11 protein-coding genes are annotated in these 16,304 nt (G+C 41.7%); 4 read left to right on the forward strand and 7 right to left on the reverse strand.

What is annotated here, in order from left to right:
• Positions 1-524: 524 nt before the first annotated feature.
• Positions 525-4,214, reverse strand: coding sequence for a methionine synthase (gene metH, locus FTV38_RS00005; RefSeq protein WP_180020624.1), 3,690 nt, complete (start codon positions 4,212-4,214; stop codon positions 525-527).
• A 466-nt stretch (positions 4,215-4,680) separates the two neighbouring features.
• On the opposite strand from metH, the gene FTV38_RS00010 reads away from it, so the two are divergent.
• Positions 4,681-6,300, forward strand: coding sequence for an inorganic phosphate transporter (locus FTV38_RS00010; protein WP_180020626.1), 1,620 nt, complete (start codon positions 4,681-4,683; stop codon positions 6,298-6,300).
• 165 nt (positions 6,301-6,465) lie between these two features.
• Here FTV38_RS00010 and FTV38_RS00015 read toward each other — a convergent pair whose 3' ends face one another.
• From FTV38_RS00015 to FTV38_RS00025, 3 genes are all read right to left on the reverse strand, one after another.
• Positions 6,466-8,016, reverse strand: coding sequence for a hypothetical protein (locus FTV38_RS00015; protein WP_180020628.1), 1,551 nt, complete (start codon positions 8,014-8,016; stop codon positions 6,466-6,468).
• A 219-nt stretch (positions 8,017-8,235) separates the two neighbouring features.
• On the reverse strand, positions 8,236-8,415 hold the full coding sequence (locus tag FTV38_RS00020) for a hypothetical protein (protein ID WP_180020925.1): 180 nt from the start codon (positions 8,413-8,415) through the stop codon (positions 8,236-8,238).
• Positions 8,416-8,662: 247 nt separating this feature from the next.
• The gene (locus tag FTV38_RS00025; protein WP_111884441.1) at positions 8,663-9,280 is read right to left on the reverse strand and encodes a rhomboid family intramembrane serine protease; all 618 of its coding nucleotides are present in this window, start codon (positions 9,278-9,280) and stop codon (positions 8,663-8,665) included.
• A gap of 158 nt (positions 9,281-9,438) precedes the next feature.
• Between FTV38_RS00025 and nfuA the strand changes: the two genes are divergently transcribed.
• Complete coding sequence (gene nfuA, locus FTV38_RS00030) at positions 9,439-10,077, forward strand: Fe-S biogenesis protein NfuA (RefSeq protein WP_078189947.1); 639 nt, start codon at positions 9,439-9,441, stop codon at positions 10,075-10,077.
• Between the two features lie 229 nt (positions 10,078-10,306).
• Positions 10,307-12,502: a TonB-dependent siderophore receptor gene (locus tag FTV38_RS00035; protein WP_180007445.1), complete on the forward strand. Its 2,196-nt coding sequence runs from the start codon at positions 10,307-10,309 to the stop codon at positions 12,500-12,502.
• Between the two features lie 37 nt (positions 12,503-12,539).
• Here FTV38_RS00035 and FTV38_RS00040 read toward each other — a convergent pair whose 3' ends face one another.
• Together FTV38_RS00040 and FTV38_RS00045 are read right to left on the reverse strand one after the other, a co-directional pair.
• Positions 12,540-13,547, reverse strand: a complete 1,008-nt coding sequence (locus FTV38_RS00040) for a hypothetical protein (RefSeq protein ID WP_180020630.1) — start codon at positions 13,545-13,547, stop codon at positions 12,540-12,542.
• A gap of 46 nt (positions 13,548-13,593) precedes the next feature.
• Positions 13,594-14,634 (reverse strand): alpha/beta fold hydrolase, encoded by a 1,041-nt coding sequence (locus tag FTV38_RS00045; protein WP_373423849.1) that lies wholly within the window; start codon positions 14,632-14,634, stop codon positions 13,594-13,596.
• Between the two features lie 334 nt (positions 14,635-14,968).
• Between FTV38_RS00045 and FTV38_RS00050 the strand changes: the two genes are divergently transcribed.
• Positions 14,969-15,583, forward strand: a complete 615-nt coding sequence (locus FTV38_RS00050) for a carbonic anhydrase (RefSeq protein ID WP_078189941.1) — start codon at positions 14,969-14,971, stop codon at positions 15,581-15,583.
• Between the two features lie 83 nt (positions 15,584-15,666).
• Here the strand turns inward: FTV38_RS00050 and FTV38_RS00055 are convergent, their stop codons facing one another.
• The gene (locus FTV38_RS00055; RefSeq protein ID WP_180020632.1) at positions 15,667-16,296 is read right to left on the reverse strand and encodes an arylesterase; all 630 of its coding nucleotides are present in this window, start codon (positions 16,294-16,296) and stop codon (positions 15,667-15,669) included.
• Positions 16,297-16,304 lie beyond the last annotated feature (8 nt).

Below are 16,304 nucleotides of genomic sequence, written 5' to 3' on the forward strand. Positions count from 1 at the left end.
TGTACACAGCGCATTGGGTTATGTATCGCCTTTTGAGTTTGAAGCAATGTACTATGATAAGATTAACCCGTTAGGTCACGTGGCCTAACTTAAATAAAAATGTCTCCGACAAACCCGGTACGGTTCACTTATCATGCCCTAGATGCAATACAGGATCTCAAAAGGGAACTAGAGTTGATTTCATCAATAATCTATTATCAAATAAGAATTATGATGATTCTGTTGATTTTTCCTTAGATAATTATTTGTTCATTCATCCTGTATTAGAAAAAAATATTAATTTTTACCAGCTGATTAGTTTGGATATAGATAAAGATGTTTTTAGAAGATATAAAATTATTAATTATCATCCTAAGCTCCGCTACACTTTTAAATTTTTTAATTTAAAGAGAATCGAAGTAGGTAGTCTAGATAGTTGTATGGGAATTCCTAGAAAGCAAATAGAAAGACTTAAAGATAAATATTTACGAATTCCAACTCAAATATAAAAAATCCCCTCATTAGAGGGGATTTTTTCAAACTAATTACTGAACTGAATCATCCAAATTTGGCGCTAACCAACGCTTCGCCTCATCTAAAGTCCAGCCTTTACGCTTCGCATAATCCTCAAGCTGATCGCCTGCGATTTTACCCACATTAAAGTATTGGCTTTCAGGGTTGGCATAGTAGAAACCGCTGACAGATGAAGGCGGCCACATTGCAAAGCTCGTCGTCAATTGCGTACCAATTTTATCGGTAGAACCTAACCAATCAAACAACGGCGCTTTTTCAGAATGCTCAGGACAAGCAGGGTAGCCCGGTGCAGGACGGATGCCCACATACTTCTCTTTAATCAATTCTTCATTGCTTAAGGTTTCAGACGCTTGGTTACCCCAGAACTCTTTACGGATGCGCTCATGCAAATGCTCCGCAAACGCTTCCGCAAAACGGTCACCTAAAGATTGCGCAAGAATTGCAGAGTAGTCATCGCCTTTAGCTTTGTACTCATTTGCCATTTCTTCCGCACCAAAGATGGATACCGTGAAACCACCCAAGTAATCTTCCGCAACACCTTTAGGCGCAACAAAGTCCGCTAATGACAAGTTCGGTTTACCTGTCACTTTATCAGACTGTTGACGAATGTGATGGAAGGTATGCGTAACCGATTGACCATCTTCGCTATACACTTCAACCGAATCCGCTGCTGAACGGTTTGCAGGGTAAATACCAAACACAGCACGAGCATCAAAACGTTTGTTGTCGATGATGTCTTTTAGCATGGTCTGTGCTTGTTCATACAAGTCAGTTGCTGCTTCACCTACAACTTCATCAGTTAAGATAGCAGGGAATTTACCTGCTAAACTCCAAGAAATGAAGAACGGTGTCCAGTCAAAGTATTCAACCAAAGTTTCCAATGGATAATTGGTCAGCGTTTGCGTACCAATAAAGTTTGGCTTCGCAGGCGCATTGGCAGCAAAGTCAATTTTTAAGCCATTTTCTACAGATTCAGCATACGTCAGTTTGGCCGCTTTTGGCTGTTTATTGGCAATACGCTCACGGACTTTTTCATATTCAGCACGGGTTTCTGCAACAAACTTCGGTTTCATTTCTTTAGAAAGTAAAGTTGTTGCTACACCCACCGCACGAGATGCATCGGCAACATAAATCACCGCATCATTTGAATATTGCGGATCAATTTTTACTGCTGTATGTGCTTTAGATGTGGTTGCACCGCCAATCATCAATGGAATATTAAAGCCTTTGCGCTGCATTTCTTTCGCAACAAAAACCATTTCATCTAAAGACGGTGTGATCAGACCTGATAGACCAATAATGTCGACTTTTTCATCAATCGCAGTTTGCAGAATCTTCTCGCAAGGCACCATCACGCCAAGGTCGATGATGTCATAGCCGTTACAGCCCAGCACCACGCCCACGATATTTTTACCGATGTCATGTACGTCACCTTTCACGGTTGCCATCAGGACTTTACCCTTAGATTGGCCAGCTGTTTTTTCCGCTTCAATGAACGGATTCAGCCAAGCTACAGCCTGTTTCATGACACGTGCAGATTTCACCACTTGCGGTAGGAACATTTTGCCCGAACCGAACAAGTCACCCACCACGTTCATGCCGTCCATCAGCGGACCTTCAATCACATCTAAAGGACGAGCTGATTTTAAGCGCGCTTCTTCAGTATCTTCATCGATGAACGTTGTGATGCCTTTAACCAATGCATGCTCAAGACGTTTTTCAACTGGAAGCTCACGCCATTCTAAGTTTTCAACTTGTTTTTGCGCAGCGCCCTGACCGCGGTATTTCTCAGCCACTTCAAGCAGCTTTTCAGTCGCATCATGCTGACTTTCACCTTGGTTTTGGTTCAAGATCACATCTTCAACCGCAGCTTTCAGTTCAGCGTCAATATCGTCATAAATCGCCATTTGACCAGCGTTGACGATACCCATGGTCATGCCTTGCTTAATGGCATGGTACAAGAACACGGAGTGAATCGCTTCACGGACTGGTTCGTTACCGCGGAAAGAGAACGATACGTTAGACACACCGCCTGAAATCATCGCATGCGGCAAGTTTTGCTTAATCCAGCCAGTCGCTTCAATAAAGTCCACAGCATAGTTGTTGTGTTCTTCAATACCTGTTGCGACTGCAAACACGTTCGGGTCAAAAATGATGTCTTCAGCAGGGAAGCCCACTTCATTCACCAATACATCATAAGAACGCTTACAGATTTCTTTTTTGCGTGCAGCAGTGTCGGCCTGACCATTTTCATCAAAGGCCATTACAATCACGGCAGCGCCATACTGACGGCACAAACGCGCTTTTGCAACGAACTCGTCATAGCCTTCTTTTAAGGAAATCGAGTTAACAACCGCTTTACCTTGTACACATTTTAAGCCCGCTTCAATGATTTCCCATTTAGATGAGTCAATCATGATCGGCACACGTGAAATTTCAGGTTCAGAGGCTACAAGATTCAGGAAGTGCACCATTGCGCCTTCTGAATCCAGCATGCCTTCATCCATGTTGATGTCGATAATCTGAGCACCGGCCTCGACTTGCTGCTGTGCAACTTCTAAAGCTTCGGCAAAGTTTTCTTCACGGATTAAACGTAGGAATTTTTTAGAACCTGTCACGTTGGTACGTTCACCGACGTTTACAAACAGCGAATCTTCTGTAATGTTGAACGGCTCTAAACCGCTTAAACGGCAAGCGGGTTTGGTTTCTGGCACTTGGCGTGGCTTAATGTCTTTTACGGCATTGGCAATAGCACGGATGTGATCCGGCGTTGTACCGCAGCAGCCGCCAGTGATGTTAATCAGGCCACTTTCTGCAAATTCTTTAATAAAGGCAGCTGTTTCTTCAGGGGTTTCATCATAACCGCCGAAGGCATTTGGTAAGCCAGCGTTCGGATGCGCCGAAACAAAAGTATCAGCAACGTCAGCAATGGTTTTTACATGCGGACGCATGGCATCTGCACCTAGGGCACAGTTAAAGCCGATTGACAATAAGTCACCATGACGCACAGAGTTCCAGAACGCTTCAGCAGTTTGGCCAGTTAAAGTTCGGCCAGAGGCATCGGTAATCGTGCCTGAAATCATCAATGGCAATTCATAGCCAAGCTGATTAAACACTTCTTTCACTGCAAAAATGGCAGCTTTACAGTTTAAGGTATCGAATACAGTTTCAATGAGTAGAATATCCGCACCGCCTTCAATCAGGGCATGCGCAGCTTGAATATAGTTTTCTTTTAACTCATCAAAAGTAATGTTACGAAATGCTGGGTCATTTACATTTGGCGAGATCGAGCAAGTGCGTGAAGTCGGCCCAAGCACACCTGCCACAAAACGCGGTTTTTCAGGTGTTGAGTATTTTTCACAAGCGGCTTTGGCAATACGCGCTGCTTCACGGTTGATCTCTGATACCAAATCTTCCATGTGGTAGTCAGACATTGAAACTTTTGTGCCGTTAAAGCTGTTGGTTTCAATAATGTCTGCACCAGCATCGAGATAGGCTTCATGAATGCCTTGAATGATTTGCGGCTGAGTCAACACCAATAGGTCATTATTGCCTTTGAGGTCAGATGCCCAATCTGCAAAACGCTCACCACGGTAGTCAGCTTCTTCGAGTTTATGACGCTGAATCATGGTGCCCATTGCACCGTCGATAATCAGAATCCGTTGAGCGAGCAGCTCTTTTAGGGTGGCAAGCGTGGACATAAATAACCCCAATCCGATGGAATATAAAATCGGCAAATATATTAACAGAATTCATTGCAGTTTTATTGATATTCAATCATCTTCACAGCGCGCAATTATTAGCTTGTTGAATTAATGAGCAATATTGCAACTTGTTAATTTCATATAAATGTATGGAAAGCTTCATGAATTTGTCATATTGCTCAGGCAAGATTAAAAAACATCCATTAGGGCTATGCAAAATGACAAAAAAAGATGACAGATGAAATATAAGTTGAAATATTGGGTTTCAAAGAAAATAAAGTTTAAATACGTAGATTAAATAACTGATTTACTTTATGAAAATAGAGTAGGGGAGTCGGTTTTTAACACTTAAAAAAAACAAATAAAGCATGAAAAATTGCTTTATATGACACCGCTTTGTCATATAATTGTCATAATTAAATTGAACAATATGGGGATTTTAAAATCCTCTATTCCTGCCTGCATGAATTCTAAACAAACTCCCGTAGATTCAGCGCACACGTCGACTCCTCAAAAGTCCACGAATGTTCATGTGCCTACACCGAAATTCTTTATGCCGGTATTTTTAACGCTGATTATTTCAACGTTGATATATATTGGTTTTCAGGTGACTGCCGATTTAGCGCATGTTCCGCCTTTAAGTCTTTATTCAATGATTTTATTGGGCACAGCCTTATTCATCGCACTTGGCTTTGAATTTGTAAATGGTTTCCATGACACTGCAAACGCAGTGGCAACAGTGATTTATACCAACGCCTTGTCAGCACCGGTTGCAGTAATGTGGGCGGGTTTCTGTAATTTTCTGGGTGTAATGGTTGCCAGTGGTGCAGTTGCTTACGGCATTATTGCCTTGTTACCTGTTGAATTGATTATGAATGTCGGTTCAGGTGCTGGCTTTGCCATGGTTTTCGCTATGTTGATCGCAGCGATTTTGTGGAATTTAGGGACTTGGTTCTTAGGCATCCCAGCGTCTAGTTCGCATACTTTGATTGGTTCCATTCTTGGCGTTGGCATCATGAACTACCTGTTAAATGCAGGCGGTGGTGCGAGCGGTGTAGATATGGAGCAGGTGCTTAAAGTCGGTAAGGCGTTATTGTTCTCGCCACTGATTGGTTTTGCATTTGCGGCTCTCGTTTTCTTGTTGGTGAAGCGTATTTTCCGCAAACAGCTTGAACTGTTTCAACCACCAGAAGGCAATAAGCCGCCACCACCATTGATTCGTGCAATTTTGATCTTTACCTGTACAGGTGTAAGTTTTGCGCACGGTTCAAATGATGGTCAAAAAGGTATGGGCCTGATCATGCTGATTTTAATCGGATGTGTGCCATTGGCTTATTCACTGAATAAGAACTTAGATAATCAACATATTCAATCTTTCCATCAGTTATCTGCACAAACTGCGACTGCGATCTATGCAGAGCATAATGATATTCCTGATGCACAAGCACGTGATGTACTCACCAAATACATTCAAACCAAAGAAGTCAGCCCAGAAGTTGTGCCAGCTTTGGCAAGTTTGACGGATCATTTAGGTGAGCGTGTTGCACAGTATGGCGACTTAAAAGATATTCCTGAACAAGAAGTATCTTCAATTCGTAATGATATGTACTTAAGTACCACTGCTTTTAAACGTCTAGATAAAGCTGAACAACTACCAGCAATGGCAGAAGCTGAACAAAAGACTGTGAAGGAATATCGTAGTCACTTAGACTCCTTCTTACAGTACATTCCAACATGGGTGAAAGTCGCTGTTGCATTGGCACTGGGTCTTGGCACCATGGTGGGTTGGAAACGTATTGTCGTGACTGTAGGTGAGCGTATTGGTAAAAACCACATGACCTATGGTCAAGGTATGTCTGCCGAGCTTGTTGCTATGTCAACGATTGCTGCTGCGGATGGTTTTGGTATGCCTGTATCGACTACACACGTACTTAACTCAGCGGTTGCAGGTACCATGGTCGCGAATAAATCGGGTCTGAACTTTGCAACAGTGAAGACCATTCTATCGGCTTGGGTCTTCACTTTACCTGCAACGATCTGTCTATCAGGTTGCTTGTACTGGTTATTCTTGAAAGTGTTCTAAGCAACTCAAATTCTAGGTATAAAAAAACGCTGCTTCGGCAGCGTTTTCTTATGGCTTTATCTCAGACATCACCGATTTTAATGGGATGACTGAGAGCTGAATTAGAACAATCAAACTAGCGAGTTGAAGCTTTGCAAAGTTCAACACTTATTTGAACCAATGCAGTTACGCTTTTTTAAACAGTCCCAATACTTTTTTCACGGGCAATTTCTCTTCAGCAAAACCATACAGCGCTGCAAAAGGTAAGGCAGTACGCGCCAAATAAGCCACACGCCATAAGCCACCATGGTTGGCACCATGCATCATGAGTTCTAATGGGTGGTCTAGCGCCGTTTCAGGGTTAGCAACCGATTGAGGGTTTCTCAAGTCGTGAATCCATAAAGCTGCCATGAGTGCATTGGTGGTTTCAGGTTGGAAGGATTCCACATCAAATAAACTCGCACCATTAAATGCGGCCTTTAATAATGGATTCTTCGTCACTGAGCGAGTTGTGGTGGATGGCGCAATATTGATACTAACCCGCTGACCATTTTGACGTGCCACAGTTGCACGCCATTGTTGAATACGTTTTGCAAGTGCGTAGTTAGGACCTTGTTCCACCACCAAACAGTCAGCGATACCATAGGATTTTCCATTGTCTGCTGTGGTGGTTTGCTCATTATTTTGCTTAAAGAAATGCTGACCTGTGACTTTCGCAATGCTTTGCGTCAAAAGCTTTTGTGCAGAAGCACGGTTTTGGAATTTGGCTTGCGCTGCCGTAACAATCTCTTCTGGCACCGCATAGACATCGGTCGGAGTACACATAAACATCAAGCTGGTGTCGGCTTTTTGCTGGCTGACATAGGCCATGATGCTGTCCATGGCCATTGCAACACGAACATGCTTTTCACCATCTAAATAGGCAATTGCAGCTAGATCTAGTTGATGTTCACTTTGTGCAAGCCATTGTGCAATTTCAGGAATGTGTGTCAGTAAATTGGCACCCAATTTGTGTTTTAGTTCTTGAATGGGTGTGTCTTCATGCACAGCGTCGAGACTTGGTGCATATAAAGTGGCATTACCGGATTGAACCGTGCTTAAAATTCGATCCCAAACACGTTCATTATTGAGGTCGATTGCCACAATATTGGCTTTCCATTTTGCTAACCACGTCAGTGGGCCAGCTTCGGAGGCAGCACCAAAAAGCACCATAGTCCGATCTGACAAATCGAACCATTCTGGGTGTGCAATGGCTTCACGTAATGCGTCGGCATGACTTGCTTCAATAATGCCAGCATCTTGCCATTTTTGAATCTGAGCCAGTAAAGCCTCACCTTGAAGTTTTTGACCATGATAGGGCACATACCACTCAGGCGCTGCGTCACTTTCACCTTTTAATTTCACGGTATGCAGCGGATGTGCAGTCAAAGCTACTGCATCTTTGAGCGTATACTTTTCTTGATCACGATAAAACTCAAAGACGTGATGCGCTTTATTTAAACCTTGCTCAGCAATGTTGATCGCGGCTTCAGATGATTGAATCCCTTGTTCAACCAAGGCTTTAAAATATTCAGGATATTTTTTACGCCAGTTTTTTTCTTGTTTTGCACGTACAGAAGAGTGATGGTCAACTGCAGCTAAGGCTTCAGCGATAATTTCACGACCAGTTTTAGATGTACTCGGCTTTTGGTTTGAAGCCGAAATGGGAAATTGAAGACCTTCAGTTGAACTCGACATGCAAAATATCTCAGCTAATTTTGTCATTAATATACAGATGTATACATTATCTATGCCAAATTAAAAAATAGGGTGGCATAAAGTGCCAGATTTATATGATTTGTCATGTGCTTTTGTGAACTTTCGTAGAATATACAGCGTCAATTTTTATTGTCGGAATTGAAAAAGCCTTCGGTTTGAAGGCTTGAAAGAAGAGGACATTAAATCAGTAACGGCAAATCAACAACGGCCTTTTTTAGCCTGTCCGGGCGGGCAAGAGTCGCCATGTCGATCTGGGTAATTGTAAGGATAGTGATTACGATCTGGGTCGACGACGATACTGCCTTCACGGGTGTGAACGGCACAAGCACTCAACACGCAGGTCAACAGCAAACTTGAGAACATCAGGACTATTTTCATTGGAATTTTCCCTTTTTTATTCTGTGTCATTTCAGTTTAAATCAGGGCAAGGATAGATAGCGTTTCAATCTGCTGTGAAATTGTATAGCTCGATATTCAAAGTGCGGTGTTGTAGATGTGGGAAACTGGCTAAAGAAAAAAATTAAAGGACATTTCGATTTAACGCAGCACAATAAAAAAGCCTAAACTGAAACGGTTTAGGCTGTCATTTTACTGGTTAAATCAGACTGATTTTTTAGACTTAACGTTAGAAAGGAACGTTTAATAACTGACTTAAGAAATGTGGAATGAGCTTCGGTTCAAGAATAATCGTCATGATTACACCATACGCTGCGCCCCAAAGGTGTGCGCTGTGGTTAATGTTGCTGTTGCCACGTTTACCTGACCAAATACTATAAGCCACATATAGCACGGCAAAAATAATCGCAGGAACAGGAATAAAGAATACAAAAATCAGTTTCCACGGCTCAAACAAGATATAAGCAAAGAGTACCGCAGACACCGCCCCAGAAGCCCCTAAACTTGCCCAATGGGTATCATGCTTATGTTTTAAATAACTCGGAATAATCGCCGCGATCAAGCCGCCTAAATAAAACAGCACAAAGCCCATGTCGAAGAAATATTGGCGATAAAAACTTTCAATCACGCTACCAAAGAAAAATAAGGTAATCATGTTGAACAATAGGTGCGCACCATCTGCGTGAATAAAACCATGGCTAATAAATCGGTCATACTCGCCACGACTGAGAGCTGGCGGCCAAAATAACAAACGATTCATCACTTTCTGATTTGAAAATGCAATCAGTGAAATTACCACCGTAATTAGGATAATGGTCACGGTGTGGTTAAAGGGTAGACCCAACATATATGACTATTCTACTTGTTAAAATTTATGCTCAATAATGCCATTAAAACGGCTTAAAGCGTGAACTTTCAGAATAATTCCGACAATTTTAGTTGATTTTTTTCTAATGCCCCGCATCTTAAGTTAAAATAGCGACTTCAGCTTGAGGAAATATTGTAATGTCGACTGAGAACAACAGCACAGCAGTTGCTGAAGAAATTCCAAACCTATTGATCACTCCAAATGCCCAAGAGTATTTGAAAGATCTTTTGGATAAACAAAATACACCGGGCATTGGTGTACGTGTTTTTGTGGAAAATCCGGGTACGCCACGTGCTGAATGTTGTATGGCTTACAGTGCACCAGAAGAAGTTGTGCCTACAGACTATAAACAAGACTATCCAGATTTCCCTGCATTTATTGACACACCGTCTATTCCATATCTTTTGGATGCGGTGATTGACTATAACAAAGACCGTTTTGGTGGTCAGTTAACATTCCGTGCACCAAACTCAAAAGTGCCACGTGTGGGTCCAGATGCCTCTGTAGAAGAGCGTATCACTTATGTTCTACAGTCAGAAATTAACCCTGGCCTTGCAGGTCATGGTGGTAACTGTGCACTGGTAGAAGTGGTTGAAGATGCAGAACATGGTTTAACTGCAGTGCTTAAATTCGGTGGTGGTTGTCAAGGTTGTTCTTCAATCGATTTAACCTTGAAACAAGGTGTTGAAACAACATTGAAGCAGCATGTACCTGAATTAATGCGCGTTGTTGACCAAACGGATCACAGTAATACTGAAGGTGCTTATTTCAAATAAGTTCAGTATTTTTATAAAAAGCCGCAACCTTGCGGCTTTTTTATTGTCTAAATCAAAAAAACGAAGATTTTTAGATATTTCTAGGGTTTTTACATCAAAATGATAAGCTATATCACAAATATAAGTGAGAATGATTATTAAAATTAATTGCAATATTGTTTGTGGTGGTTACAATGTGCAACACATTATTCTAGATTTCTCCATAAATACGTTCATTTGGAAGCACTCAATGACCAAACAACTATTAAAATCAACGCTTACACTTTCAATACTCTGTGCATTGGTAAGTTTGTCGCATGCAGAAGATGTGCAAACTGAAGCAACAGACGAATCCGTAACGAAGATGGAAACCATTGTTGTTACTGCAGCAGAACAGGTTAAACAATCATTAGGTGCTTCAAAAATTACGGCAGAAGATTTAGAAAAAATGCCGGTTGTGAATGATATTTCAGAGTATGTGCGCCGTATGCCGGGTGTGAATTTGACTGGTAACAGTGCCACCGGGCAACGTGGTAATAACCGTCAGATTGATATCCGTGGTATGGGGCCTGAAAACACGTTGATCTTAATTGATGGCAAGCCTGTAAATTCGAGAAACTCAGTACGTTATGGCTGGCGCGGTGAGCGTGATACACGTGGCGATTCGAACTGGGTACCTGCAGATGCCATTGAATCGATTGAAGTGCTGCGTGGTCCAGCAGCAGCGCGTTATGGTTCAGGTGCGATGGGTGGTGTGGTCAATATTAAAACCAAGAAAGTGACCAATGAAGTGCATGGCTCTGTGGAAGTTTTTACCAATCAGCCTGAAGACGCTAAAGAGGGTGCAAGTCACCGTGAAAGCTTTAACTTAAGCGGGCCAATTCTCAAAGATGTCCTTTCATATCGTTTATACGGTAGTTATAACAAAACCGATTCAGATGCTGCGGATATTAATGCATTAATGGACAATGGCGCGCGTATGGCGGGTCGAGAAGGCGTTGAAAATAAAGATATCGCAGGGCGCTTGGCTTGGCAGTTGAACGATCAACAAGTCTTGATGTTTGACGCAAGTGTTGGCCGCCAAGGTAACCGTTTTGCAGGTGACAGTCAAAACAGTGTATTTGATCCAGCGGATCCAAATAAAGCGCCAATCTTATCGGCTTTAATCGGTGAAGAAACCAATACCATTTATCGTGATAGTTTTGCATTAACCCATGAAGGTACGTGGGGTTGGGGTGACAGTAAAATCATAGCGCAATATGACAAAACCAAAAATAAGCGCTTACCTGAAGGTACAGGCGGTAGTACAGAGGGACAGATTAATAATCTTGAAAATAAACAAACGTCACATCTAGAAACCGTTCGTCTTAATGCAGAAACCAATCTGCCGTTCCAATGGTATGTTCCACAGGTATTAACTTTAGGCGCTGAATGGGTTGAAGATGACTTTACCGATACGGTTAATACACAAGCTGGCGCAGGCGGTTTTGGTGATGCGCTGATTTCAGGTGACCGTTCACACATGGATTCACGGATTGCGTCGGCCTATATTGAAAACAATATGAACTTGGGCGAAAGCACCGATGTCGTTTTGGCACTGCGCTACGATAATCATAGTAAATCGGGTGATAGCTGGAGTCCAAGTCTCAATATTACGCAAAAGCTTGGCGACTATTGGACATTAAAAGGTGGTGTGGCTAAGGCGTATAAAGCACCTAATATGTACCAAAATGCGGAAGGTTATCTGTTAAGTACTCGCGGTAATGGCTGTCCGATTGGGCTGAGCCAATGTCTATTACAAGGTAATGGTGATCTCAAACCTGAAACTTCAGTGAATAAAGAATTAGGTGTACAGTTCGAAAAAGATATCGTGAATGCAAGCTTTGCATGGTTCCGTAATGATTATAAAAATAAGATCGTTGCAGGGGATACGCGTCTAGAAGAACTAGAAGTAAATGGTACAACATATAATGTACTGCGTTGGATGAATACGCCAGAAGCCTTGGTGGAAGGTGTTGAAGGAAGTATTTCTTTGGACTGGGGTGATATCACGTGGACCAATAACGTTACTTATATGATCAACTCTGAAGATAAACGTACTGGTAATCCGCTTTCGATTATTCCGAATTACACACTGAACTCTATTTTGAACTACAACATCACGGATCGATTAGACAGTAACTTTGTCTATACCCAATATGGTCGTCAAAAGCCACGTCAATATGCAGAAACCAGTCTTGAAAGCAAAGATGGCTTGGCGATGGATAGCGTGAAAAGTTATGGCATTGCAGGTATTAACTTTGGTTATAAATTTAATGCGGACTTGAGTGCTCGTATCGGTGTGAATAACCTATTTGATGAGCAAAAACTGCGTGATAAAACGGTCAACCAAACATATAACGAGCCGGGTCGAGCTTACTATGCAAGTTTGAAATACCAGTTCTAAGTAGTTCCAAAAGAAAAGCCGCTTAACGCGGCTTTTTTTATGCTTGGATATTTAAAATTTTCAGTGCTTCACTTGAGTAGTAAAACTGTTCTAAATACAGACGGGAACGCTCACGTATATAACCCGACTCTATCATCTGTTGTACGATTGGATTGAGTAAGTTTTGAAGTTCATGCTGAATCAGTGCTTCATCAATATTTAAATCACGCAGCAATAAATCAAAAGGGCGTTCTGCATTACGCACGTACCAAGCGTATACGCCATCATGCACTTGCTGTTTCATATACTCAGACTGTCGCATAAAGTCCCAAATTTCATGGCCCATGGCAACTGTTTGCGGCAAGTCCTGAACTTCAACATAGTTCTTTAATACCGAAACTGGCAGCGCTTTTATTTTATGCCACAAATTGGCTTGAAAATGGTACAGCTTATGATCATCAAAGTGCTGATTTAACACGGTTTCACTCATTTGACTGAGCTTTAAAATATTCTTTTGCAAATATTTACTGACCGCATTATCTAAATTGGTATCTGTGACGTTTTCCAGTACCGATTTCCCCATTTTCATAAATCGTGAAACACCGGGGACCGATTTTGCAATCACCGAATTATCTAAATAATCTTGTATCGCATGTTGAATCAATTGACTGATCATGGCTGAAAATGCAGGATTGTTGACCATGGTATGAATTAAACGCTGACGATGTCCCTGTTTACTTGCCACATACTGTGCAATTTTATCGATGGTCAACACTGGAATGATTTCGGCAATCGTAGTGCTGTCATTTGCAGGGTGAATCAGTGCAAATTTGATATGTTCAGCAATTTGCTCAATTAGAAATTGACTTGCAGGGGTATTTATAATTTGTTTCTGCAACAAGGCATTGATTTGATCAAAACTCCAAATTTGCTGCAAAGATTGTTTACGAAACCATTGATAAAAATGGGTGAATTCAGTGGCTACGGTATCATTGTGTGAAAAGCTCTGATCTAAAAAGTTCAGTTGAGCGTCAATCAACTGCTCAATCATCGGGTTTTTCTGCATACTTTCCCTGAAGCCCCAGTGATGGGTATCTAAAAATGGCGAATGCTCAGTTTAACTGAATCAGTTTATCTACCAAAGGATTTTTAAACTTTTGACTTTTCGCAAGGAAAGGTAAGTAATGGTCTGCAACTTGTTGTTCGGCTTCTAAGATTGGCATATGACCGACGTTATTTAAAATTACAGGGGTTTCTGCACGTTTCAGTAAAGACTTGAGTTCGCCAGCCACTTCAACATTAAAGATTTTATCTTGTTTGCCCCAAAGGATCAGGGTTGGTGCTTCCACCGTTCGTGTTAATCGAGCAAAAGTTTCAGGGGTGTAGATTCGATTGAGTGTGACGACTTGATCGATCATTTTACTGGTGAAGGGCGCACGCGCAATTAAGATATTTTCCTGCGCTTCTTTAAGCTGTGTTGGAACATTGGGCGGATTTTGCATGAGTTTATGCATAACATCATCTAAATCACCCGGTTTTGAAACGATTAAATTTTTAAGTTTATACGGGTCGCGGGTATAACTGGTATTGGCCTGTTTATAAATGCCCGCGCTGTTGAGTAAAAATAGGCTTTGGGTATCAAAGGGATATTGAGAGGCATATACCGTGGCAATGGAACCACCCAATGAGTGACCTGCAACATTCAGTTTATCTTCAATATCTATTTTAAGGACAAACTGGCGTAGTTGTTCCGTGACATTCGGCACTGAGACATCAAAATCGACAGGGACATGCGTATCGCCATTGGCCGGTAGGTCGGGGATAATCACGTGATAGTTCGGTGTTAAATAATGCGCAACACGATTCCAATTATCACGTGTGCCGCCTAAACCATGAATCAGCAAAATGGTAGGTTTAGAGCGTTGACCGCCTTCGCTATAACTCCAATTCACATTGCCGACTTGAACGCTATGTGTAACTAAACCAGCCGCTTTACGTTCTTGGCTCAAATAGTTTTGCACGATAGAGGGTACGGCCAAGTTTTTGCTGATGGGAGACGGATTTGCAGCCAAAGCATGGTTGGCAGTAAACGTCATACAGCAAATTGTTGCTAGCTTGAAAAAGCCAAAAACGCGTGAATGATGTCCTTTCATTGACGTTTACCCCAGTTAAATCGAATCGAGATATTTTTTAGATCATTTATATGACTATTATCAGAATGGGCTGAAATAGCGAAAGCGTATATTTATGAAATATATTGTAAATTAAAAATGACCTTTGTCATCCATTGCTTTTTTGACGTGGTTAAACTTGCGTTTTAATAATGTGAACCATTACAGAAAAAATAATTTTTTTTGATGAATGTGGAGTAGCATTTTCTATCAAGATGCATCGTCGTAGAAAAAATTCACAGCAATTGTTTTTGCAAGTGACAATCGATTCGACTGGGATTAAAATATTGCAACTTCGGATAAGGGTAATTAGAACATGCTAGCAGCAGCAGAAGCTTTAGATCGTTTAAAGAAAGGGAATCAACGTTTTGTAAACGGTGAAACGAATCACCCGAAGCTTTTGACGCATCAACAACGTGCTGAAATGGCCGAAAGCCAAGAACCTTTTGCGATTATTTTAGGGTGTTCAGACTCACGTGTTCCTGCTGAAATGGTATTTGACCAAGGCTTAGGCGATTTATTCGTGATTCGTGTTGCAGGTAATATTGTGGCACCGTCTCAAGTCGGTAGCGTGGAATTTGCAGCAGAAAGCTTCGGTTGTCCTGTTGTAATTGTATTGGGCCATACACACTGTGGCGCGATTCATTCTACGATTGAAGCTTTAACTAACCCAGCGACGCCACCATCAGCGAACTTGATGTCGATTGTGAACCGCGTTCGTCCATCTGTAGAAATACTCATGCAAACTGAATTGAAAGATGACCTCGAAAAACTTTCAATGCATGCAGTACGTTCAAACGTTTTTGCCTCAGTAAATCAACTGCGTCATGGTTCAGCAGTCCTCGAAAACTTAATTGCGCAAGGCAAATTAAAAGTGGTGGGCGCTGAGTATTCACTCGAAACGGGTGAAGTAAGCTTCTACGATTTCTAAGCAAACTACAGTAAATACAAGATTTAAAAAAAGGCGCTCAAATGAAGCGCCTTTTTTAACGAATCCATTTTCACCCACTAAATTTATAAGTTTGCTTTGATCAATGGATAAGCATTATTCAGCAAAATTGGTTGCGCTTTGGCATTTGGGTGAATCTGATCTTGTTGCATCAAGTTTTTATGCCCAGCCACCCCTTGCATAAAGAAAGGCAATAATTTGACTTTATACTGTTGGCTCAATACTTGATAGTTATTTTCAAAAGCTTGGCTATATGCCTTGCCATAATTCGGTGGAATTTTCATTCCAAATAAAATGACTTTCGATTTGGCCTGTTGGCTTTTTTGAATCAGCTGCTCTAAGTTTTTTTGAATTTGTGCAGGGGGCTGTCCGCGTAAACCATCATTACCACCTAACTCAATCACCACAAGGTCTGGGCGATGGGTCTGCAAGAGTTTGGGGAGTCGCGCTAAAGCACCACTGGTGGTTTCACCGCTGACACTTGCATTGACCACTTTATGTTGTTTCGGATACTGTTGGTCTAGACGTTTTTGTAATAAGTGAACCCAACCTTGCTGCACTGAAACACCATAACCCGCACTTAAGCTATCGCCCAAAATCATAATGGTTTTGGCAGAGAGCAGCATCGGGCAGAACATCAGTGCAATAGCCAGCAAGTAACTCAATAGACGATTATTTTGAATGCGATTTTGCATATAGGGAA

It is taken from the genome of Acinetobacter sp. YH16044 (assembly GCF_013417145.1).
Classification (GTDB): Bacteria; Pseudomonadota; Gammaproteobacteria; order Pseudomonadales; family Moraxellaceae; genus Acinetobacter; species Acinetobacter amyesii.